This is a genomic window from Lentibacillus saliphilus (assembly GCF_019093865.1).
Classification (GTDB): Bacteria; Bacillota; Bacilli; order Bacillales; family Amphibacillaceae; genus Lentibacillus_B; species Lentibacillus_B saliphilus.
In genome coordinates, this window is record NZ_JABJXD010000007.1 from 14,172 (window position 1) to 37,330 (window position 23,159).

Here is a 23,159-nt window from a genome sequence, read left to right on the forward strand (position 1 = left end):
TTAGTTAAAACAAGAGCGCCCAAAAAGGACACCTCGCAGCAACAAATAATTACTCATGCGCCGCAATGAGCGACATATTCCCCTTCAACTCATAAGATTCAACAGACGCCGGTAGCAGGAAATGCTGCCCTTCAGTCAAAGCGTATGTTTGCCCTGCAATTGTTAAGCTGCCTGCTCCTTCAATTACGCTGACCAACACAAAATCAGCATCAACCGGGGTTTCAACCTTACCATTTAACACCCAATGATACACTGTAAAATATTCTGCTTGGACAAGTCGGGTCTCCGTTAAATCACCAATGTCATGCCTCACCTTCTCTTGCTGTTCCGCCTTATGAGGATACGTTGTGACGGCGATAGATGAATCGATATGCAGTTCACGTTCCTGACCATGTGCATCCTGTCGTCCATAGTCGTATACGCGATACGTTATATCCGAGCTTTGTTGAATTTCCAATATAACAATCCCTTTACCAATGGCATGGATCGTTCCGCTTGGCACATAAATAAAATCGCCTTTCTTTACCTTAACACGACGGAGCAACTGATCCCACTCTCCATCTTCAACCATCTGTTTAAATTCTTCCTTTGATGAAGCATGATGACCGAAAACAATCTCAGCATCATCATCACAATCAAGGACATACCAGCATTCTGTTTTGCCATAAGGCTGATGTTCAACCTGTTGAGCATACGTATCATCTGGGTGAACCTGAACAGATAAATTGTCGTTCGCATCCAATACTTTAACGAGCAAAGGAAATGCATCATCCGTCGATTCACGGCCAAATACGTCCGGATGATTGGTCCAAACATCTGCTAACGTCTGACCTGCAAACTCCCCATTCACAATCACTGATGGGCCGTTTTCATGTGCGGAAATCACCCATGCCTCGCCCGTGTGCGTGCTCGGAATATCGTAGCCAAATAGCGTCCGGAGTTTGTCACCACCCCAGATCCGCTCCTGAAAAACAGGTGCAAAAAAAATAGGTTCCTGATTCATGATCCTGCCTCCTCTATTTTAAATTACAAAGTCTCATCTATTTGCTGTAAAAAATGATAGACAGCACCGATTAAATTCGCGTCAGCTAAAAAATGACACCGATCAACGTGCGGAATGATTTGAGCAACATCAATTGCCGATACGATGCTGCCCACTTCTTTCATGACGCGTTCAATCATATCTGGTCGCGTACTAATTGCACCGCCAAGTAAAATAAGCTCTGGATCATACGCATATTGAATGTTGTAAATGCCAAGTGCAAGCATATTGTAAAACTCATTAATGGCCTTGATACAATCCGCATCTCCACTTTGTGCCAATTCAAAGACACGCTCTCCGGTTAAAGTGCTTGCATCTACCTGTTTATATCGCGCCACACGGCGAATGATTGAAGATGTGGACGCAAGCTCACTAAATGTATTCATCCCTTGACCTTGACCAAGATGTATTGGATCAAGAATCATATAGCCAAATTCACCACCATGGAGATTAGCCCCTTTATGAATGGTACCATTTTGAATCAGTGCACCACCAATACCTGTACCAATGACAACGACCGCCACATCTTTTTTTCCTGCAGCAGTCCCCTGCCATACCTCAGCTAATGCAGCACAATTGGCATCATTTTCAATATGTACCGGAAGTCCCGTTGCAGTTTCGAGAACTGTTTTCATGTTTGGTCCATGAATATAAGGAATTGAGCTCGAACCATAAATAACACCGTCAGAAGCCACAGCACCAGGTGAACTGACTGCGATGCCATCAATCACCTCTGTTGAAAATGTATCAAGACACCTCTTTATCGATAACATGAGTTCATCAAGTCTCTTTGGCGTTGGCACCTTTCCTTTTTTCAAAAGCTGGCCATCACGTGTAACAAGACCGTACTTCATATGTGTTCCACCCATATCCAGCGCAAGAATATGCCCCATCATCACCGCCCCTTTCCTTCAATCCTCTCAAATTGACGCAAACAAGATTGACCCTAAAAAGAGCCAATCTTTATGTTACAAACCATTATTACGGGCAACATCTTTAAACCAAAGACCACTTTTTTTCAATAGACGGTCTTGCGTATCCAAGTCTACCCGATAAAACCCGTATCGATTTTTATAACCATTGAGCCATGACCAATTGTCAATAAACGTCCATACGTGATAACCAAAGCAATTTGCACCTTCTTCAATCGCTTGATGCAACCACTTTAAATGTTCTTCATAAAATTCGATTCGATAATCATCCTGAATCATGCCCGATCCATCCATAAACCGCTCTTCGTCAGCAACACCCATGCCATTCTCAGCAACATACCAAGGAATATTGCCATAGTTCTCTTTTAAATTGATGGCGATATCATAGAGCCCTTTTTCGTATATTTCCCAGCCACGGTAAGGGTTCATACGACGCTCTGGCCAAATATACGGATCAAAGAAATGCTCTGGCATGATTGATGCTTCATCCGCAATCGGGGTTTCTTTTTGCTTTATACGGCGTGGCTGATAGTAATTAACACCGAGAAAGTCAACCGTATTCTCCCTTAAAAGTGCCGCATCGTCTTCATGTACAGCTGGAAGCATCTGATGTGTGCGCAATAAATCAATAAGATCTTCTGGATAATGCCCCAATACAGATGGATCAAGAAAGCTTCTATTAAAGAACAGGTCGGCTATATGTGCTGCCCGAACATCTTCTTCACTATCACTCCGCGGATAAGATGGCGTTAAATTCAATATGATACCAATTTCACCATCTTGATTAGAACTACGATAAGCTTGAATTGCCTTTGCACTTGCTAGCATCGACTGATAGGCGACAACGACCGCACGTTTCATATCAAACACACACGGATAGTGATAATCGTTCACATACCCCATTTCAACAGGTACAATCGGTTCATTAAACGTTGTCCACAGCTTGACTCTATCTCCAAATAAATCAAATGCAGTCTGTGCATATTGTTGAAATTGATCAACGACCGCGCGATTTTCCCAACCATCCATTTGTTGGAGGTGAAGTGGCATGTCAAAATGATATAAATTCATAATCGGTTTTATGCCTTGAGCGAGCATCTCATCGATCATGCTATTATAAAACGTCACCGCATCATGAGAAACATGTTCACCATCAGGCATCAACCGTGCCCATGATAGTGACGTCCGAAATGAATTCATATTGATGTCTTTCATCCGTTGTATATCTTGCTTATATCGGTGATAATAATCCGATGCAACCGCTGGGCCAACCCCTTGATAAAATCGTTCAGGTTCAATTTCAAACCAGTAGTCCCATATATTTTTAGCTTTTCCTCCAGCTTCGGCTGCTCCTTCTGTTTGCGTAGCTGAGGACGCGGCCCCCCATAAAAAGCCTTCTGGGAATGTTTTATTTGCCATTTCATCTCCTCCTTCATATCCGTCACAAGCATGCAGTCTAAACTGACTCAATCAAAATAGGTCTAGCAGACACGACTCGTCAATTATTGACATCGTGTCCACTATACCTGAATATCTAAACGGGCGACAAGTCTTAAGGGGCGGGTAAATCCTCTAGCCTTTTACTGCGCCTGCTGTCATACCTTGAATAATTTTCTTAGAAAACGCTAAATAAACGAGCAGAACTGGCAATACCGTGACCGACATTGCTGCCATCATTTGCGGATAGTTAACCGTATATTGACCATTAAAATTCGTCAGGCCAACAGGTAACGTTCGAAGTGCTGGATCTTGAATCAAGACGAGCGCAAATGGGAATTCATTCCACGCTGTTAAAAAGCTAAGAATCGTTGCAGTCGCAATAACGGGCCCCGCAATTGGAAAAATGACACGAAAAATAACTTGGAACGTGTTACAGCCATCCATAATAGCTGCTTCTTCAATTTCTTTAGGGATTTGCTTTATAAAGCTTTCAAATAAAAAGATCGCAATCGGAAGCCCAAATGCCACATAAGGTAAAATTAACGTATATGGTTTATTCAAGAGGCCAACATTTTTAAATTCAATAAAGATCGGCACTAAAAGACCGTGAATTGGAATGAGCATCCCGAACAAAAACAGAATATAAATGATCCGTCGTCCAGGAAAATCGTGTCTTGCAATCATATAGCCAATGATAAACGCTAAAAAGATGATCAAAAAAACGGATATCAAACTGACATATACACTGTTGAAAAAGTAATTGTGTAGCTGACCGATCTTAAATGCTTCAATATAGTTTTCTAAATTCCAGTTCTTCGGCAAAGCAAAGATATTCAGTGTGAATTCCTGTTGCGTTTTAAATGACGAGTATAGCATCCAAACGATCGGAAAAACGGCCGAGAGTGAAAAAATGAGTAAAGCCGTATTCATAATCGTTTTGCCAAAAGATGATACTTTTCTCATGATTTCTTCTCCCTTCCGATCAGTTGACTAATAAAGATTAAACCTAAGCTGAGCACAAGCATGCCGACCGATACAGCACTACCATACCCGAGCTCGAAACGATTAAATGACACATCGTATGCATATTGCGCCATAACGGTGGAACTGTTTCCTGGTCCGCCACCTGTCATCACGAAAATATGATCAAAAACCTTCATATTACCCGCTATACAGAGCATAATTGTCACTTTAAACGTGTTTTTCAACATTGGAAACGTAATGTACCATGTCTGTCGCCATGCAGACGCACCATCAATTTTGGCTGCCTCATACAATTCCTCTGGTATGTTTTGCATAGCTGCCATAAATATAATGAGATAAAACCCAATAAACTGCCAAATTAGCGGTGCTGTTACAGAGCCCATGACGATATCAGGGTCATCGAGCCATGGTTGAATCCATGACTCGAGACCGATTGAACTCAAGACGTTATTTAACAAGCCGTAATCGTGATTGTAAACCATTGACCATAAAAATCCGATGACGACAGCTGCAAGTACGTTTGGAATGAATATGACTGTTCGGTGGAACTGCTTCCACTTCACCCATGAACGTGTCAATAATACACTGATGAGAAAAGCAATTCCAACCTGGCCGATAACACTTAAGACAATAATGAACAAGTTATTGCCGAAAGCCTTCCAAAAGACCTGATCCTGCATGAGGGTGGCGAAGTTTTGCAATCCGACAAATGTCATATTCGGTCCGCCCGACCATTCAAACAGGCTGTAGCGCGCAGCCATAAACAATGGCACAAGAACGACAAACGTGTATATAAGCAGACCGGGCAACAAGTACATATAAATTTTTAAGTTACTTGGTCTGATTGCATTTTTAGCTTTCATAAAATCACCCTTAACAAACGATTGAGTTATTATTTGCTTTTACGCTCGTACTCTTGCTGAATTGCTTTTGCTGCATCTTCAGGAGATACTTGATCAATTAACATATTTTGTAGATTTGAGTTCATGACTTCAATAATAGATGGCGCAAGAACTGTATCATAAATTGGTACATACTTATTGTTTTCTACGATGTTAAGAATTTTCTTCGTCAATACAGGAATGTCCATATCTTCTTTTCCAGGTACTGTTATAGCTGGAATCTGACCTTTAGATAGAATAAGCTTCCCGGCATCTTGGTTGGTCAGATGATAAATCATCTCTTTGATTTGAGCGAGCTTCTCTTCTGAAACATCAGCATTAATGGCATATGCCCAGCCACCGCCGCCTGAAACAGTATTTTGTTCGTCTGCAGCACCTTCAATTGCAGGGAAGATAGCAATCTCTGTTGCAGCTAGGATGTCTTCAGGTGCATCACTTGTTAGCGTACCTGCTGCCCAGTCACCTTCAATAAACATTGCAGCTTTTCCATTCATATACATTGCCTGCTGTTCACTGTTATCAATACTATTCATGTTGGCATTAAAGGCATCCTGCTGAGCAAGCTGGTAAATCGCACTAAGAGCATCAACGAATTGTTGATCGGTGAATTTTGCATCACCTTCTTGGTTCATGATGTTTTGGAACCACTCGGAGCCCGTAAATCTATTGGCCAATGTACTTAAATAGCTTGAATTCATTACCCATTTTCCTTTGTTACCAAGGGCAATCGGGGTAATGCCAGCGTCATTTAGCTTGTCAATTGCAGTTGTAAATTCATCCCATGTTGTTGGAAATTCATTAATGCCTGCTTGAGCAAATAAGTCTTTGTTATAATAAATCAAATGCGTTGCGCCACCAGAAATTGGAATCCCATACACATTTCCATTAGCTTCATAAGGGGTCATTGTTCCTTCGACAAATTGATCTTTCCAGCCATCTTTTTCATTTAAGAAATCATCCAATGGAAGGATTTGTCCGTTATCGGCAAAGGTTTGTGTCATAGAACCTTTAATTAAAAACACATCTGGTAATTCATTTCCAGCTGCTAAAGTTTTGATTTTCGTTTCATAATTGTCATGTGATTGAATTTCTTCATCAATTTTAATATCTGAGTTTTCACCTTTAAATTCAGCAAGTTTTTCAAGCTGCGCTGTTGGTGCTGGCTCATTTAGTTCTTTATTGTAATAGTGCATCATTGAAATCGCTGACGCATCGTCTGTAGCACCTTCATTATTGTCGCCTCCGCATGCTGACAGCACACCTAGCGTTAAAATAGCAAGTAGTAAAGCTAACGTTTTATACATTGATGACGTTTTCATTTTCATTCCTCCTTGTAATCGTATACATTCAAATTATATCGTCGATTTTCGACAATTACCCCCTCCTATTTTGTTCTATTATCTCTAATTTTATTTATCTTAAATAGCCGGCTCCAAAATATGGAACCGGCTATCTAAAGGGGATCATTAAAATGTTTTTGCAAAAATTGTGAGGAATAGATTAGGTGTTGCTGCGCCATGTCATTTAATTTTTGGCTGTGTATGAGCTTTAAAAGCTGTAGGAGTCATATTTGAATACCGTTTAAAAACCCTTACGAAATATTTATAATCAAGAAAGCCCACTTCTTCAGCTACCTTATAAATCGGCATGGCTGGATTGTCTGTAAATAATTTCTTCGCTTGCTTAACGCGATATATGTTAAGCCATTCTATAAACGTCTGACCTGTTTCTTTTTTAAATAACTTACTAAAATGAGAAGGCGATACAAAGCTGTATTTTGCTAAATGATCTAATGTTAATGGCTCTTGATAATGTGCTTCTATATAGTGGATTGCTCTCGTAATCACATGATTTTTGCTATTTTTACGCGCGCTTTCAACTGTTTCAATCATGTTTATAAGCTGTTGTTCCATCAATGCTTGTACATCATGAATGGTGTCACTCGTTTTAATAATCTCTATTGATTGGTCATCTTGTATCATATGACGATTAAATTTCAGTTCTTGATCCATCATGAATATGACTTTTAATGCCCAATTTTTCACCCATTGCAGCGCCATCTTGTTGTTAGAAAAAGCGACAAAAACATCTTGTAATGCTGCAGTGGCTCTTTTTGTATCTAGGGAGCGGACGTGTTGAATAAAGTCTGTTTCATTTCGCGTCATCTTATCCCAATCAAACTGATCATAAGACGGCATTGTATTTAACGAATCGCATAATGATGTATCGTACTTATAAATTGCATTCTTCCCTGAATACTTCTTCTTATTAAGCGCTCGCTCTGCTTGTAGCACTGCAAATGCTAACTCTTCTATTTTGTCAAAAACAGAGCTTAATCCAATCGTTACCGTAATCTCTGTTTCGATGCACATGTTAGCTTGCAAGGCCTGTGCTTGCTCTAAAACATGAGCAGTTTCAGAAGTGTTGATATTAAATATGATGCCAATGTGACAACGATTCCGTTTCCAAATAATTGGTCGGCGTGCCCCGGTCGGAAAATGAACTTGAACACGCTGAAATACGTCATTCTTAATGCGTGTGAGCTGTTGAGATGACATGTTAGTTTCCATTATTTGATAATCATCTATTTCAATGAGCAGCAATTGGTAATAAGGTCCTGTGAATTGAAGGCCAATTTGCGCTGCATAAGTTTTGTTCGTTTCATTGAATTCTTTTTCCTGCGATATGATTGCATTAAGCCATTGTTCACTTATGACATTCAAATTCGCTTCATAGATTTGCGAAATTTGCTGTTGTTTATTATTCAATGCAACTTTTTGATCAATCGTCTGTTTAATCGATAAAATAACCCTTTCTAGTTCCTCACGGCCTACGGGTTTAATTAAGTATTCTGATACTCCGAGCTTGATTGCTTGCTGAGCATAAGCAAAGTCCTCATATCCACTTAATATAACAATATGCATATCGGGATAGTCATGATGTATGTTTTCTGCTAACTGTAACCCATCCATAACAGGCATTCTAATGTCTGTCATAACAATATCTGGCTTCAGCTCACGGATGATATCAAGTGCGACTTTACCGTTCTTGGCTTCAGCAACATCCTCAATGCCGTATTGCTCCCAATTCATAGAGGTTAAGATGCCTTTTCGTACGATGCGTTCATCTTCTACAATGAGAAGCTTCATTCTCTGTCCTCCTCCCACTTTTGCAGAATGCACACTTTTAATCCGCCTGTTTCTGTTGGAGCAAATAACATATCTCCCATCTCGCCACTTTGAATTTTGATGCGATCATAAATGTTTTTCAAGGCTAATCCTTTATAATCATCTGACGGTTTAACGAGCATTTGATTTAACGCTTCTAAGTCGGCACCAACACCGTCGTCTTCTACACTAATAAGCAGTAAATTGTCACGCCTTGTTATTGACACAAAGATCGTGCCACCGTCTTCCTTAGGCTCAATACCATGAGTAATTGCATTTTCAATCAAGGGTTGTAGAATCATTTTTACGGTTTTGGCATGTCGTGTTTCAGGTTCGATGTAGACGTTAAACGCAATCATATCCTCGTAACGGACTTTTTGAATATCGAGATAATGAGACACATATTCTATTTCATTGTTAATACTCGTGACATCTTTTTGATCCTTGAGCATAAGCTGAAATAATTTAGACAATGCATGTGTCATCTTTGCCGATTTCGGCGCTTGTTCCATTTGTCCCATCCAATATATTGTATTCAGTGTATTGTATAAAAAATGGGGGTTAATTTGCGCGTGAAGTGCTTTTAACTCCGCTTCTTTATTTTTAATCTGAGCAAGGTAGACCATTTCAATAAGAAAGGTAAGCTTTTCAAGCATCGTGTTAAACCCTCTGCCCAGCATTGCAATCTCGTTCTGGCCTTTTGGTTCAAAGCGTACAGCTAAGTTGCCATCCTCCACCCGTTTCATTAAGGTTTGCAAATGATTAATCGGTCTGACAATGTATTTTGAGAACTGATAGGCTACAATTGTATAAATTAATAAGCTGACGATCAATGCAATAAGGATAAGTGATGGAATAAACTGATTCTCTTGCATCAATGCGTCTAATGATGCGACATGAACGATGGTTAAAGGGGTCTTTTTAATGCGATGAAACGTTCGGATATAATCGTTTCCGTCTACTGATGTCTCTGACGTCCCACTTTTCACATTGGCGATCGAATCAAATACTGACTGCAGTTGTGCTGGGCTGAACTGATTTTCATCATGCTTAACGACGATCTGTCGTTCGGAATTAATGAGAAAATAACTAGCCGTCTCTTTCGTATTATTATTTTCAAATAAGTTATAAATATAGCTTGGCTTTAACTTAATGGTCATATAGCCTAGCGGTTCAGTGACATCATACACATTTTTAATCAATCGAGAGTACGAAATAACATTTTGTTTGGTTGTAATGAGCGCAGAGCCATTCAAGTCATTTAGTTTTCTTTTTGTATGTGATTGTAAAGGATCCTCTTTTGATCCCGTATTTATAAGCACATCGCCTTGAGGATTTTCAATCTGAATGGATGCAATATAGTCTTTAGATCCAATTAGATGAAGGAGCAGTTGTTCAACACGCTGCTTTTTTTCATTAAATGGATCTGTATTGTCTGAGTCAGATGCATCCAGAAGATCACGTGCTTGTTCGCTTTGGATGAAAAATAAAGACAAATCATGGATGTCTTCTAATACAAACGCGATATTCCCACCAATTTGATCAACTACATTCATATGTGCCTGTTTCAATTTATCTGTAATCATATTTGTGGATGTCACATATGACATAATCCCCACAACCGTAAGCGGCACAAACACAATTAACAACGTAAATACAAAAATCCGTTGCTGCAAACTTTTTCTAAATGTCGGTCGCATCATAAAAGCCCCATATCTTTTTTAATCCTATTGTAAATGAAGTTGGCAGTGCCTGTCACTTGTCGGAATTTGTCAATTGGCTAACTATAAAAATAAATTTTTCTAACTGTGCCATCTCAAATCCACATAATCACTTGGAAGCATATTCGTATATTTTTTAAATACTTTTACAAAATATTGATATTGACTATATCCGACTTCAAGTGCGACCATCGATATTTTTTCATTTCCTGTACTAATCATTTGAATGGCTTTTTGAATACGATAACGATTTAAGAAATCATTAAAACTGAACCCTGTTTCTTGTTTAAATTTTTTATTAAGGTAGGTTGCACTCATTCCTATTTCTTCAACGAGATCATTTATTGTTATTTTATCGTGATAGTTTTCTTGAACATATTGAAGCATTTGAGTGACATGCTGACTCGTCTTGTTTATACGCCCTAACAGATTCGTATCATATACATTCACGTTTTCCTTTGTGAGAATTTGCGCTTCTATCGCTTTATACGCTGTTTTTATTTCAAGCACGTCTTTTGCACGATGAACAGCCTTATACAATTCTTTATGATCAATTGGTTTGAGTAAATAATCAATGACTTCATATTCAAGTGCTTTTTTTGCATATGCGAAATCATTGTATCCAGACAAAATAATTGTGCAGAATGTCTGTGTTCCGTTGTATGCTGCTAACATATCAATCCCGTTCATGATCGGCATGTTTACATCAAGTAGGACAATATCTGGAACAAGGCTCTCAATTTGCTCCAGCCCTTCTTCACCATTGCACGCTTCTCCAACAACAACACAATCCATTTTAACCCAGTCAACCATATATTTTAACCCTTCACGAATCACTTCTTCGTCCTCAATTATCAGTATTCTGTACATCGCTAAAATCCCCTTCACAAAATGGCATACGTACTTTTACAACCGTTCCCTGTCCTTTTGTACTCATCACCTCGACACCATACGGCTCTCCATAAAGCAGAACAAGTCGACGATGCGTATTGTATAATCCGATTGCTTGCTTTGCTGTTTTTGCATAGGTCAGCTTATCATGTATTTGAATGAGCTTTGCTTCACTAATCCCCGATCCATCATCAGAAACAGTAAATTCAATATCGTTTCCTCTAATTACAGCACCGATTTTTAGAGTGAGATGAGTCTGATGCCTATACCCATATTTAATGGCATTTTCAATCAATGGCTGTAGCAAAAGCTTCGGAACATAAGTCTGCTTGATTTGTTCTGGTATTTCGATCTTATAATGGAGTCGATCAGTGAACCGCATTTTCAACAGTTTCAAATAATCAAAGATATAATTTAAATCTTTTTCAAACAACACATTCTGTGATGTATTTTCAATGCTGTAACGCAATAGACGGGATAGTGAGAAAATAATTTCCTGGGCTTTCCCTTTATCCGTCAGCATTGTATATCTTAACGTTTCCAACACATTAAATAAAAAGTGTGGATTGAACTGACTTTCAAGTAGACGTATTTCATTGATTCGCCGTAAATTAGAGAGTTCCTCATTTTTTTGTATGAGTTCATTTAAATGGTCAAGCATATCATTATATTGATCAGCCAAAATTTCAAACTCGTCGCCTGTTTCAATTCTCACATATGATTGAAGATCACCTTGCTTTAATTGTTTCACAGCTCCAAGTAATTTTTCGATCGATTGGACATTTTGGCTGGACATCTTTTCTGCAAGCTTCTGAACCAGAATAAAAAGTAATCCACTTGTAACGACCATAAACAATACATAAATCCAGATAATGAGACTACTATTATTAATTGAATTCAATGTATACACACGGTAATTCCGATCGTCTATCCTTACTTCTTTCATATAATAGTGCTGCCCCTTCATCTCAACTCGATGGTCAGACAGTTGATTTACTGAAAACTTATTCATAAGCCCTTTTACAATGCCATTTGTTGTGGCAATGACACGCTCATAATCATCAGTAATTACAGCAATATCTGCGCTTCCACCAAATATAAGATGCTGCAAATCTTCTTCATACAACTGAAAAACAATATATCCAATAATGTGATCATTTTCTAGTACAGGCTTTCCCATCGTAAAAGTGGTTGTTTTTCCATGGGGATAAAGCATCGTATTTGTCTCCATTAAAATACCATGAGGATCTTTATGCATGCGAGGAATAATATCACGCCAAATATAGCCATTTATGCTACTATCAGAAGGCGTTGTTGACGCTAAAAATACCCCATCAGCATTTATTAAGTGAAAAGCACTTTTAACCCTTTGCTGGTTATTAAAATTATAAAATTCTTCATACACACGATTGTTATATAAATGCGTTTTCAACGTAGTCGTTACAATTGGTAAATGTGCCATACGCTCTATTTCTTTATAATAGGAATTCTCTACATTCGTAAATGACTCAGAAATAGCCGTCCCTGCTTGATGCGTGTCATACATTATTTTTATCCGGAATATACACACTGTAAAAAAGAAAAACAATATCATTAAAACGACGATAGGAATGAACGTATATTTAAGGAAAAGTTCTTTTGTTGTATCTTTAAAATTTTTACGTTTTGTAATCATTTCCTCTCGCCTCCATGCCAATTAGTAACTCTATATTATTATAATGCCAAACCACTTTTATTGCTTGATTCTCCTGCTTGTTTTAAGAGATTCGGTCTTTATAGCAGGCTTAATGGTTAACAATACATATACGAAAAAAATGTCCGAATAACAGAGCACATTTACCGCTCGACATATCGGACATTTAAAGATTATAGTGACACTTCTTTTCGACCCGTCAGCTTAAAGAATATGAGTAACGATATTATCGTGATAAAAATTAGAATCGTTGCTAACGCAGCTGCAATACCGTAGTTACCTCGAATAACCTCTGTGTAAATAGAAATCGTCATCGTCTTTGTATGTGCAGTGTATAAAAGAATTGATGTACTTAATTCACTTATAATTGTAACCCAGCTGAGAATTGCACCTGAAATAACACCGGGTAGCATCATTGGCAAAGTAACCTTGAAAAAAGTCTTCAAATTGGATGCACCCAAGCTTGCCGACGCTTCCTCTATACTAGGATTAATTTGATGAATGATTGCCGCACTCGAGCGTATTGTATAAGGTAGACGTCTTATGACAAACGCAATGATAATAATTGTCGCTGTCCCACTCAGCATTAGCGGTTTATTATTAAAACCTAACAAAAGGGCAATACCGAGCACTGAACCAGGAACGATATATGGTACCATGGACATTATATCAAGCCCATTCGTCAGGATGTTACGGCGTCTAACCGTTACATAACCAATCAAGATTGCAATTAACACGACAAAGAATAGCGCAATTAAACCGAGGGTGAACGTATTAACGAGTGCGTCTCCAGCACGATCAAATGCGACTCTAAAACTATCCAGTGAATAACCTTTTACAAATATTCGCCCAGAAGTCTTTAGAAACGCTGTGTATATCACATATACCTGTGGCAAAATAGCCAAACCGATAAACCCGTAAACATATATGTGGGCGAGCACATTCTTAAATCCTTTTTCTTGTTTAGCTTTAATCGGACGCAATGCATTCATAGAGAAAGACTTTCGGTTTGATATATACTTTTGCACTAAGAATACGAACAGCGCCAAAACAACGACAATAACACTAATTGCAGCAGCGAATCCATCATCTCCGCCCATCTCACTAATAAATTCATTAAAAATGAGGACAGGCATTGTTTTAAAGCCCTCACCAATTAGCATCGGTGTACCGAAGTCCGCAAGTGCGCGCATAAAAACGAGTAGCGACCCCGCTAACAAAGTCGGGACAATTAATGGTAAAACGACACGCAACATTTTATTAATGCCCGTATAACCCATACTTTCTGCTGCTTCTAATAGTGAACTGTCCACACCTTTTAGTGCACCCATTAAATACATATATACGAGTGGAGTTAGTTGAAGCGTTAATACAAGCAAAATTCCTGTAAATCCATATATGTCAGGTGTGTTAATATGGAATATGTCTTTCATAAAATTCGTTACAACACCATTTCTGCCCATTAACAAAATCCATGAATAGGCACCGATAAAAGGCGGAGCCATTGATGAAATTAGAATTAAAATTTGTAAAAACAGTTTTCCTTTAATTTTAAACGTCGTCATAATATAAGCAAGAGGTGTGGCGAGTATGACCGTACTAATTGTAACCGCCACAGTAACCTTTAGACTGTTGAAGAGGGCACCGTAATAATATTTTTTTTCAAAAAATTTATAAAAATGCTCAAGAGAAAACGTACCTCTATCCCCACTTACAAAGCTTTCTTTAAACAAAATAAATAAAGGATAAATGAGTACAAGGCCATAAATGATTAAAATCCCAAGCGTAATCGTCGTCCATACGTCTCTTTTTTTACCTTGGTTAATCATTTTGAACGGCCTCCTAGCATTGTCCTTTCTGTATTATGATCAAATACGTTTATCTTTTCTTTTTTGATACGTAGTTTGACCAGTGTACCCGCCGGTAAATAATCACCAAGAATTGACTCCTGAATAATCTCAACGTGTTCTCCATCACCTAATTCAACGAGGTAATGGGTATTCATACCAAGGAATGAACTCGTTAAAATAGTGCCTTCCATGCCGGACTCATCATCATCTATAATAAATTCTTCCGGTCGTACTGAGAGCTTAGCCATCATTGTTTCTTGATTTGTTTCTTTTGACCAAACGATATCTTTAATGGATACGTGATATGACGGATCCATATGGAGTCGATAACTGCCATCTTCTCTTCGGTTAATTTGACGCTCAAGTACATTCGTTCGCCCAATGAAAGACGCAACAAATATATTCTCTGGACGCTGATAAATTTCCTTAGGTGTTCCAACTTGTTGAATTTCTCCTGATTTCATTACAGCAATTCTATCAGACACGGCCATCGCTTCTTCTTGATCATGTGTTACATAAATTGTTGTAATGCCAACCTTACGTTGAATACTCTTTATTGCTTCCCGCATTTCAACACGCAATTTGGCATCAAGATTAGATAATGGCTCATCCATCAAAAGGACATCTGGCTCAATTACGATCGCTCTCGCAAGCGCGATTCGCTGTTGTTGCCCACCTGATAAATTTTCAGGTAACGTGTCTTTAAACTGACTTATTTGGACGACTTCCAATATATCGTCTACTCGCTTTTCAATCTCATCTTTTGGTAGTTTTTTATTTTTTAATCCAAAGGCGACATTCTGTTTTACAGTCATATGAGGAAAAATTGCATAGTTTTGAAACACCATTCCGATATTTCGGTGCTGGGGTGCCAACTCATTAACGACTTTGTCATCAAAATGGATCTCCCCACCTTCTATACTATTAAATCCAGCAACCATCCTTAAAAGCGTGGTTTTCCCACAGCCAGAAGGGCCAAGAAGAGTGAAAAATTCACCCTTCTTGATTTTTAGAGATAGCCCTGGAATAACTGTCGTATCACCATATTTTTTAATAACGTCTGTAAAGTGAATTGCTATGCTCACAATTATCCCCTACTCTCTGCATTCTCTATGTTCTATTCTTGAGCATCTGTAAAGACTTCCATATATTGTTCTACGATGCTATCACGGTTATCTTTAATATAAGCTTCATCTTCTTGAATGACGTAAATGTCTTCAAGTGGTGTCATGTGATCGCCTAGTTTTGCATCCTTATGCAACGGACGGTTAGTTAGCTCCGTACCAAATGCACTTTGTGCTTGCTCAGATGTAATAAAGTCTACAAACTTCTTCGCGTTGTCCATGTTTTTTGCATCTTTAATAATTTCTACACCCGCATCTAGAAATACAGTTCCCTCTTTTGGATAAACAATTTCTACTGGAGCACCATCACGGACATAGCTGGCAGACGGATCTTCATACGTTAAACCAACAACATACTCACCATCAGCTACACCTTTATGAACAGCACCTGAACCACTTGCTACTTTCCCATCTAGATTCTTAACTAATTCTGATACATAGTTCCAACCTTCTTCAGACGTATAATCCCCACCCATAGCCAGTAGCATGTTGGTTAATTGGGCGAACGCTGAACTCGAGCTTGCTGGATCTGCAGAAGCGATCTTTCCTTTTAATTCAGGATTTAATAAATCTGCATAGCCTTCTACTTTAATGTCACCGATTAAATCTGTGTTAACGAGAAGAACACTTCCGTCAGCCACGAACGGTGTTAAAAATCCATCAACATTTTGATGCTCAGGAAGCATATCGTCATTATTTTTAGATGTATATTCCTCGAAGTAATCTGCATAGCCTCGTGCTTGAGCTTTACTTCCTCCAAATAAAACATCTGCATATGGATTATCTGCTTCTGATTCAATTCGTTTAATTAATTCACCTGTGCCCGCAGAAACAAGTTCAACTTTTATACCTGTTTCTTTTTCAAACATTGGTATAATCGTGTTAATTATATCTTCACTATTAGGCGAATAAATGACGAGCTTATTCTCATCTTCATCATTACTACCACATGCTGCTACAAACATGAGCAGACCAAACATTAACAACATCATCACTAATTTTTTCATTATGACGCCCCCAATTAATAGTATGGTTTATTGCACAGTTCAATCATAGAACGAATTGTAAGCACTTACAATAACACTTTCGAACATATTTGTGTAATTTTAAACACTATATGAGTTATATTTAGGTATTTATTATAACTATGTGTGTATATTTTCATTTAAAGTATATCAGATTTTTTATTAAGAATTATTTATTTATTTCAGGATATTAAAGTTGCAAAATAAGAGGGCGGTCATTCTGCTATTTAAACATATACGTCTCCTTTGCGATATATGCGTCTACAGATGCAAGTATGCGGCAGTTTCTCATTATATGCGTGTGAATTTTCATTTATAAGTGTGTATGACGATATATGCGGCTCGAAATGATTTTATACGGCGGCATGCATAGTATATATGAGACTCATAAAATAGGCGCACTTCTTATGCCCCTTCTATCATAGGCTAATACTGAAATAATAAATAATGGAAGGTGTTGCATAATGAACGGAAACGATTGGTGGAATTATGATCAGAACACACCATGGGAGCAAACTGGCCCTGGTATGCCAGGAATGCCCCAGCCCTATGGACAGTATAATCCAGGACCATATTATGATCCTAATATGATGAATTGGGGACCCAATAATCCAAATTGGCAAGGTATGAACAACTGGGGTCCTAATAATCCGAATTGGCAAGCGTGCCGTGATCGCTGTTTTAGATTAGGTTACCGCCCCGGAACAAGCGCGTGGAGAAGCTGTGTGCATGGATGTATGGGAACATAACTTATTGAGGAGGAGACATGAGTGTACGAACATCAATCAGCATATCAATATCAATTAAGACAACAAGATCCGAGTATTCCGGATCAATGGGTGACGTATATTCAACCGCTTGTTGACCGAGCACTTCAGGAAATGGAAGAAGGCATCAATCCAGAACATTTGTATCAGGAATTCATATTATCGGGGGTTCTTGTTGGACTAGGATATTCACCTGATCAAGCGATTGAACAGGTGGAAGAATGGGAAAAAGGGGAGTCAAAGCTACTGCAACAAAGTAAAATGGGTGGTTAAATAACACTTAATTTAATTGTTACAGTACCACACTTAAGCCCCCATCAAATCAAAAAACGATTCAGCATAATTTGGCATGTTGAATCGTTTTCTCGTATTTATAACTTACAATTAACGCCGGGCTTGGTTTAAAATATGTTCAATTTCCCGATATCCATATCTTTGTGCATGTTTCAAAGGCTGCACACCCTCTCGATCACCGATATGAATATCTGCACCATGATCAACTAGGAGCTGAACAATGTGTTGATATTTCTGTCCGCCATCCCCTAAGATAATGGCTTCTAGCAGTGCGGTCCAATGCAAATGGTTAATATGATTAACATCGACATCTGAATTTTCAAGAAGTTCTTTCACGACTTCGACATGTCCACGCTCCGAAGCGGGAATAAGGGCAGTTCCTCCAAAACGATTCGTAAGTGCCGTATCTGCGCCAGCTCCTATTGCAAGTTTAACAATATCAAGTAGACCTTCAGCACCTGCATACAATAGCACATTACTTAAGTGATAATCGCGAATATTTATATCCGCTCCTTTTTGAATGAGCAACTTGACCATATCAACTTGATTATAAAACGTTGCAGCTAATACAGCTGTTCTCCCTCGATCATCCATCATATTAATGTCTGCTCCAGACTCAAGCATTGTTAAAATCTTTTTTGTATTTCCTCGTGCTGCTGCTACTATGAAATGCTTCCCCATCCCTTACTCCCCTTGCTTCGATTATAATACTCAAAACGACTCCTATATATCACATATAGAAGTCGCTTGAGTTTTGCAAAATAAATTAGCTATTAAGCGTTACTGTCTTACGCGTTTCAACAGTCACTTTGCCATTCTTAATCACGAACAATCTTGTTGGTAGGTCGATAATCGCATTCGTAACCGATTCTGTATCAAGCAACACAACGTTTGCAGTTTTGCCGACCTCAATGCCATAATCCGAAATACCAAGTGCTCTTGCTGGATTTGATGTAATCATTGGTAACACGGTTGGAAGGTCATCCGCACCACCTAAGTGAGCAGTTGGAATCGCAAGCATCGCTGTCTGCATAACATCACCTGTTCCGTATGGCGTGAATGCATTGCGGATATTGTTTGTCGCAATACACATATTAACGCCACCGTCACGTAAAGCTCGTACTGGTGTTAATGCACGGCGTACATTATATTCGTCTCCACGACCACCAAGATGTAGATCGGTTGCCGGTAAACTCATAACACTAATGTCTGCTTTAGCCATTTTCTCAACGATTGTTTGTAGACGTTCCTTTGGTAAAGCACCTAAGCTTGTTAAATGCCCGACCGAAACACGACCAACGAACCCTTCAGCGATCGTTTTGTCGCAAAGGTATTCAATAGACATACCTTCTGCATCGTCTTTGAAATCCTGATGGAAATCAATTGGTTTATCATATTTTTTAGCAATTTCAAACACTAGGTCGATATGTTCTTCAGCTGACGTATCATTATACGGAATACCACCAACAACATCAGCACCAGCATCCATTGCTTGATACATCATTTCCTCTGTACCTGGCGCTTTAAGGATACCTTCTTGTGGGAACGCAACGACTTGTACATCGACATAGTCTTTATATTTTTCCTTTAAGTCCATAATAACGTCAAAACCAGTAAAGCCTTGTGCCGGATCAAATTCCGCATGCGTACGAACGTGTGTTGTACCGTGCTTAATTAGCATTTGCAAAGTACGTTCAGCTCGATCAACAATATCTTCTTTTGTAAAAGTCGGCTTAAGCTTAGCTGTCACCTGAAGAGCTTCTTGTAATGTACCAGACTTATTTGCAAGGCGGTCAGCAATTAACGCTTTATCAAGGTGAATGTGGCTTTCAACTAATCCAGGGATCAGGACCTTTCCATTCGCTTCAATTACCTGACTCGCAGTAGCTTCAATATGATCTTCAATCTGTGTGATTTTACCATCTTGAATGGCAACATCTTTTAATCCCATGTCTTCAGCCAATTTTGCTTGCTTAATAAGAATATCCATTTCTTTCCCCTCCATTATTGAAATATAATTTAACAAATGTATTGTCAAAGCGATCATAACTTTTCAACATGGCTTCAAAAGAAAAGATGATCTATTGCCTTGCTAGGGAAGCAAGGCAATCTTTTTATCCAAAGAAATATGACAGAACGAGTAGGAGTACCATAGACATTCCAACCCATTTACCATTTCCTTTAACAACTTGAATAATTGGAAGCTGGAAACCAGCAGAAAGTGCCTGCATTGTAATGTTAACAAAGCTCAACTGACTTCCGAGACCAACACCCATTGCTACAAAACCGAGCGCAACTGGTGAGAAATTCAATGCAGCAACAACTGGTAATATCAGACCAAGAATAGACCCGACATATGCGCCAGCAGGAATACCAATTAGGATACCCGCGACAACAGCAGCTGGAACAACAAATGCTGATGGTGCTTTTTCTGCGATACCTGCGATAACCTGGAATGCACCAGTATCACCAATAATATTAATGAATGACAAGAAAATACCAACTGCAAATAGTCTTGTCAAAATATAAGTTGACCCATCAACAACTGCTTCAAGAGATTCGTTCATGCTAAACTTCGTGCAAACAAAGATCAACAATACTGTAACGACTGTGTACATAAGTGGGTTGAAAAGGCTCATTCCAATTGCATCATTAATAAATGGACCTACGATAACAGCTGCGAGCATGAATATCGCTGGAATTGTAATTCTGAACAACTCGCCATCACTTAATTTAGCAAATTCTTCATTCTCTTCGCCTTTGAACAATGTTTTACGTTTTTTAGCACCATAGAAGCCTAAAATAACAGAAAGAACTACAAACACAAGGGTGAATAATCTCATTTCAGCCACATATTCAGCGACTGGAACACCAGATATCTTCGAAACAATACCAGACTCAAGTGATGCTGGTGATGTTGTAAATGCGACAGCAGATGCGATCGACATAGCTGCAATCAATTCTGGAATTGCACCAACAGCAGCCATGGCCAAAGGTGCGATAACCATTGCACTACCGCCACCGATACCAGACATATATGTTGCTGCGGCTTGCAGGATAACGATGAATGCTGCGACGTACTCATTTTTATTACCAATTTTACGACGTACAAGTGCTAGAGCTGATGTATAACCACCTGATTTAAATACGGCCATAGCAATAGCAGAGTTGATAATTGGAACTGTAATTGAAAGCATGCCAGGAATGGTACTTAAAAATTGTTCGTTCGCTTCAGCAAGTCCAATTCCTCCAATTAGCATTGCAATTGTGCCCCCAACAAAACCAGCGGCAAGCATATCAACTTTCAAAAATAATAGTGCAACAATGACGAGCAAAGGCACAATAACTAAAATGGCATAAAACCCTGTAGGTGTTGCAATTTCTTCTGCACCTCCAGTCGCGAAAATTTGCGCACTGGAAATAAGCATAAATAAAAGTGCTGCTCCGATAGAAAATAAGTTACGTTTCTTATTTAACATAGCAATAAACCTCCTTGTAAAATTGCGGTATAGAATTCTTATACCGTTCTTTTGTAATGTGTATCTTAAAAAAGTGTCATGACTAATATGCGCTAAACATAATTGCTCAATACTTCACTTTCACGATAACATTTAACGATCAAAATAATTGATTGTACTTTAGGACTGCTCAGTCTAGGTGCGCACCTATCTGTTAAAGTCATCCCTTGACGTTAAGATACCATGATGCGCATTACAAAAACATAAAAAATACCGGTGTATATATTAAATAAAGGTTAAACTTTTCACAACTCCATTTATTGGTAATAACAAATCCCGTTAATTGGAAATACATTGAATATAAGTATACTTTAGCCATGAAAATTCACTAACTTAATAATATCCATCCATAATACCGTTGACTTTTCACTATTTTCCTTTTATTATAAAGAACATATTTTTAATTTCTTCAACGCTTTATTGTCTTAATATTTAGATTGTTATGTATTACACATCTTTTACGGACTTTCAGGAGGACACACCATGAACAAATCAACTTTTATTATTGGGTTTATGTTGTTTGCGCTATTCTTTGGAGCAGGCAACTTAATTTATCCACCTATGCTTGGACTAGAGGCAGGCACATCATTCTGGAGTGCCATAACTGGATTCGTCATTACTGGCGTTGGACTACCAATTTTTGCTGTTGCTGCGATTGCACTCGTCAAAAGTGACGAAAGAGAGCTCTCTGATCGTGTTCATCCAATTTTTGGTCTCATATTTACATCATTAATATACTTGGCGATTGCACCTTTTTTCGGTATACCACGTGCAGCATCAGTTGCCTATGAGATGAGTGTTGAACCGTTTATTCAGACATCTCCATGGATGCTTTTTTTATTTACCGGCATTTTTTTCGTGTTGGTTCTCATTGTCAGCTTAAATCCGGCAAAAATCGTTGATCGTATTGGGCAATTATTAACACCAATTTTATTGCTCTCAATTGTTGTACTGATTGTTGGTGCCGTATTCGTTCTCGATACCCCATTTTCAGAACCGAGTCCAAAATATGCATCCGCACCATTTTTCAAAGGATTTGTTGAAGGGTATCTTACAATGGATGCAATAGGGGCTTTGGCATTTGGTATCATTGTTGTGTCGGCATATAGAAATGAAGGCATCACTAAGAAGTCTACATTAATTAAAGAAACACTTAAATCTGGTTTAATTACTGGGCTAGGGCTTGTATTGGTTTACGTATCGATCGGGTGGATTGGTGCTAAGATGGGAACGTTTGGGACTTTTTCTAACGGAGGCGATATTCTCTCAGCGGCGGCCGAGCATATATTTGGAAGCTTTGGGGCCTTGTTGTTAGGTGTAATCGTAGCATTGGCATGTTTTACGACATCTGTTGGTCTCGTCGTAGCTGCCGGGCAATTTTTTTCTCGAATTACCAAATTGTCTTACGGGAAAGTTGCAGTTCTTGTCACGCTCGTCAGTTTCATTATCGCGAATCAAGGACTCAATACCATTATCTCCATTTCGGTTCCAGTCCTTGTATTCTTGTATCCGATCGCGATTGCTGTTATTATCCTAGCATTTTTATATCCTTTCTTACAACACAAGCAGAGCGTATACCGGGGCACGATCTTTATGACAGCTTTATTCAGCCTATATGATGGTTTAACAGCATTTGGCTTTGATTTATCCACATTCAAACCTTTTATGGTTCAATTACCTTTATTTGCAGCTGGACTTGGTTGGCTCGTACCAGCAATTATTGGAGGCATTTTCGGACATGTCATAGGAGCCTTCAATTATAAAAAAGCATAATATGGAATAGAATACCTTTAAATCATAAATAGAAAC

General features: G+C 38.7%; 19 protein-coding genes. 3 read left to right on the forward strand and 16 right to left on the reverse strand.

Annotated elements, in window-relative coordinates; translation table 11 throughout:
* Positions 1-49 precede the first annotated feature (49 nt).
* The 13 genes from manA to HPC67_RS11615 all read right to left on the reverse strand — a co-directional run bounded on the left by manA (position 50) and on the right by HPC67_RS11615 (position 16,753).
* Complete coding sequence (gene manA / locus HPC67_RS11555; RefSeq protein WP_217588066.1) at positions 50-1,003, reverse strand: mannose-6-phosphate isomerase, class I; 954 nt, start codon at positions 1,001-1,003, stop codon at positions 50-52.
* 23 nt (positions 1,004-1,026) lie between these two features.
* Positions 1,027-1,935, reverse strand: coding sequence for an ROK family protein (locus HPC67_RS11560; protein ID WP_217588068.1), 909 nt, complete (start codon positions 1,933-1,935; stop codon positions 1,027-1,029).
* A gap of 75 nt (positions 1,936-2,010) precedes the next feature.
* On the reverse strand, positions 2,011-3,393 hold the full coding sequence (locus tag HPC67_RS11565) for a glycoside hydrolase family 1 protein (protein ID WP_217588073.1): 1,383 nt from the start codon (positions 3,391-3,393) through the stop codon (positions 2,011-2,013).
* A 153-nt stretch (positions 3,394-3,546) separates the two neighbouring features.
* Positions 3,547-4,377, reverse strand: a complete 831-nt coding sequence (locus HPC67_RS11570) for a carbohydrate ABC transporter permease (RefSeq protein WP_217588075.1) — start codon at positions 4,375-4,377, stop codon at positions 3,547-3,549.
* On the reverse strand, positions 4,374-5,261 hold the full coding sequence (locus HPC67_RS11575; RefSeq protein WP_217588077.1) for a carbohydrate ABC transporter permease: 888 nt from the start codon (positions 5,259-5,261) through the stop codon (positions 4,374-4,376). The genes HPC67_RS11570 and HPC67_RS11575 overlap by 4 nt, the downstream gene beginning before the upstream one ends.
* A gap of 29 nt (positions 5,262-5,290) precedes the next feature.
* The gene (locus tag HPC67_RS11580) at positions 5,291-6,619 is read right to left on the reverse strand and encodes an ABC transporter substrate-binding protein (protein WP_217588086.1); all 1,329 of its coding nucleotides are present in this window, start codon (positions 6,617-6,619) and stop codon (positions 5,291-5,293) included.
* A gap of 201 nt (positions 6,620-6,820) precedes the next feature.
* Positions 6,821-8,449 carry a response regulator gene (locus HPC67_RS11585; RefSeq protein WP_217588088.1) on the reverse strand — a complete coding sequence of 543 codons (1,629 nt, stop codon included), beginning with the start codon at positions 8,447-8,449 and terminating at the stop codon, positions 6,821-6,823.
* Positions 8,446-10,167, reverse strand: coding sequence for a sensor histidine kinase (locus HPC67_RS11590; RefSeq protein WP_217588089.1), 1,722 nt, complete (start codon positions 10,165-10,167; stop codon positions 8,446-8,448). The genes HPC67_RS11585 and HPC67_RS11590 overlap by 4 nt, the downstream gene beginning before the upstream one ends.
* A gap of 102 nt (positions 10,168-10,269) precedes the next feature.
* Positions 10,270-11,058 (reverse strand): response regulator transcription factor, encoded by a 789-nt coding sequence (locus HPC67_RS11595; RefSeq protein WP_217588090.1) that lies wholly within the window; start codon positions 11,056-11,058, stop codon positions 10,270-10,272.
* Complete coding sequence (locus HPC67_RS11600; RefSeq protein WP_217588096.1) at positions 11,036-12,754, reverse strand: sensor histidine kinase; 1,719 nt, start codon at positions 12,752-12,754, stop codon at positions 11,036-11,038. Before HPC67_RS11600 ends, HPC67_RS11595 begins: the two co-directional genes overlap by 23 nt.
* A gap of 191 nt (positions 12,755-12,945) precedes the next feature.
* Positions 12,946-14,601, reverse strand: a complete 1,656-nt coding sequence (locus tag HPC67_RS11605; RefSeq protein ID WP_217588098.1) for an ABC transporter permease — start codon at positions 14,599-14,601, stop codon at positions 12,946-12,948.
* Positions 14,598-15,707: an ABC transporter ATP-binding protein gene (locus HPC67_RS11610; RefSeq protein WP_217588101.1), complete on the reverse strand. Its 1,110-nt coding sequence runs from the start codon at positions 15,705-15,707 to the stop codon at positions 14,598-14,600. Before HPC67_RS11610 ends, HPC67_RS11605 begins: the two co-directional genes overlap by 4 nt.
* Positions 15,708-15,739: 32 nt before the next feature.
* Positions 15,740-16,753, reverse strand: a complete 1,014-nt coding sequence (locus HPC67_RS11615; RefSeq protein WP_217588102.1) for an extracellular solute-binding protein — start codon at positions 16,751-16,753, stop codon at positions 15,740-15,742.
* A 482-nt stretch (positions 16,754-17,235) separates the two neighbouring features.
* Between HPC67_RS11615 and HPC67_RS11620 the strand changes: the two genes are divergently transcribed.
* Together HPC67_RS11620 and HPC67_RS11625 are read left to right on the forward strand one after the other, a co-directional pair.
* Positions 17,236-17,520 (forward strand): hypothetical protein, encoded by a 285-nt coding sequence (locus HPC67_RS11620; RefSeq protein WP_217588103.1) that lies wholly within the window; start codon positions 17,236-17,238, stop codon positions 17,518-17,520.
* A 21-nt stretch (positions 17,521-17,541) separates the two neighbouring features.
* Positions 17,542-17,811 (forward strand): hypothetical protein, encoded by a 270-nt coding sequence (locus HPC67_RS11625; protein WP_217588104.1) that lies wholly within the window; start codon positions 17,542-17,544, stop codon positions 17,809-17,811.
* Positions 17,812-17,922: 111 nt separating this feature from the next.
* On the opposite strand, the gene HPC67_RS11630 is transcribed toward HPC67_RS11625, so the two are convergent.
* The 3 genes from HPC67_RS11630 to HPC67_RS11640 all read right to left on the reverse strand — a co-directional run bounded on the left by HPC67_RS11630 (position 17,923) and on the right by HPC67_RS11640 (position 21,311).
* Positions 17,923-18,513, reverse strand: coding sequence for an ankyrin repeat domain-containing protein (locus tag HPC67_RS11630; protein WP_217588106.1), 591 nt, complete (start codon positions 18,511-18,513; stop codon positions 17,923-17,925).
* Positions 18,514-18,598: 85 nt separating this feature from the next.
* Positions 18,599-19,822: an amidohydrolase family protein gene (locus HPC67_RS11635; RefSeq protein ID WP_217588107.1), complete on the reverse strand. Its 1,224-nt coding sequence runs from the start codon at positions 19,820-19,822 to the stop codon at positions 18,599-18,601.
* Positions 19,823-19,946: 124 nt separating this feature from the next.
* Entirely contained in the window at positions 19,947-21,311 is a 1,365-nt protein-coding gene (locus HPC67_RS11640) for a citrate transporter (protein WP_217588109.1), read from the reverse strand.
* Positions 21,312-21,833: 522 nt separating this feature from the next.
* Between HPC67_RS11640 and brnQ the strand changes: the two genes are divergently transcribed.
* Entirely contained in the window at positions 21,834-23,123 is a 1,290-nt protein-coding gene (gene brnQ, locus HPC67_RS11645) for a branched-chain amino acid transport system II carrier protein (RefSeq protein WP_217588113.1), read from the forward strand.
* The last annotated feature ends 36 nt before the right edge of the window (positions 23,124-23,159 follow it).

Bases quoted from the DNA above. Each gene is read 5' to 3' on its own strand.
- HPC67_RS11585 (WP_217588088.1), bottom strand. From the start codon at position 8,449: ATGAAGCTTCTCATTGTAGAAGATGAACGCATCGTACGAAAAGGCATC.
- HPC67_RS11570 (WP_217588075.1), bottom strand. From the start codon at position 4,377: ATGAGAAAAGTATCATCTTTTGGCAAAACGATTATGAATACGGCTTTA.
- HPC67_RS11635 (WP_217588107.1), bottom strand. From the start codon at position 19,822: ATGGATATTCTTATTAAGCAAGCAAAATTGGCTGAAGACATGGGATTA.
- HPC67_RS11630 (WP_217588106.1), bottom strand. From the start codon at position 18,513: ATGGGGAAGCATTTCATAGTAGCAGCAGCACGAGGAAATACAAAAAAG.
- manA (WP_217588066.1), bottom strand. From the start codon at position 1,003: ATGAATCAGGAACCTATTTTTTTTGCACCTGTTTTTCAGGAGCGGATC.
- HPC67_RS11590 (WP_217588089.1), bottom strand. From the start codon at position 10,167: ATGCGACCGACATTTAGAAAAAGTTTGCAGCAACGGATTTTTGTATTT.
- HPC67_RS11580 (WP_217588086.1), bottom strand. From the start codon at position 6,619: ATGAAAACGTCATCAATGTATAAAACGTTAGCTTTACTACTTGCTATT.
- HPC67_RS11620 (WP_217588103.1), top strand. From the start codon at position 17,236: ATGAACGGAAACGATTGGTGGAATTATGATCAGAACACACCATGGGAG.
- brnQ (WP_217588113.1), top strand. From the start codon at position 21,834: ATGAACAAATCAACTTTTATTATTGGGTTTATGTTGTTTGCGCTATTC.
- HPC67_RS11605 (WP_217588098.1), bottom strand. From the start codon at position 14,601: ATGATTAACCAAGGTAAAAAAAGAGACGTATGGACGACGATTACGCTT.
- HPC67_RS11600 (WP_217588096.1), bottom strand. From the start codon at position 12,754: ATGATTACAAAACGTAAAAATTTTAAAGATACAACAAAAGAACTTTTC.
- HPC67_RS11595 (WP_217588090.1), bottom strand. From the start codon at position 11,058: ATGTACAGAATACTGATAATTGAGGACGAAGAAGTGATTCGTGAAGGG.
- HPC67_RS11615 (WP_217588102.1), bottom strand. From the start codon at position 16,753: ATGAAAAAATTAGTGATGATGTTGTTAATGTTTGGTCTGCTCATGTTT.
- HPC67_RS11565 (WP_217588073.1), bottom strand. From the start codon at position 3,393: ATGGCAAATAAAACATTCCCAGAAGGCTTTTTATGGGGGGCCGCGTCC.
- HPC67_RS11575 (WP_217588077.1), bottom strand. From the start codon at position 5,261: ATGAAAGCTAAAAATGCAATCAGACCAAGTAACTTAAAAATTTATATG.
- HPC67_RS11640 (WP_217588109.1), bottom strand. From the start codon at position 21,311: ATGTTAAATAAGAAACGTAACTTATTTTCTATCGGAGCAGCACTTTTA.
- HPC67_RS11560 (WP_217588068.1), bottom strand. From the start codon at position 1,935: ATGGGGCATATTCTTGCGCTGGATATGGGTGGAACACATATGAAGTAC.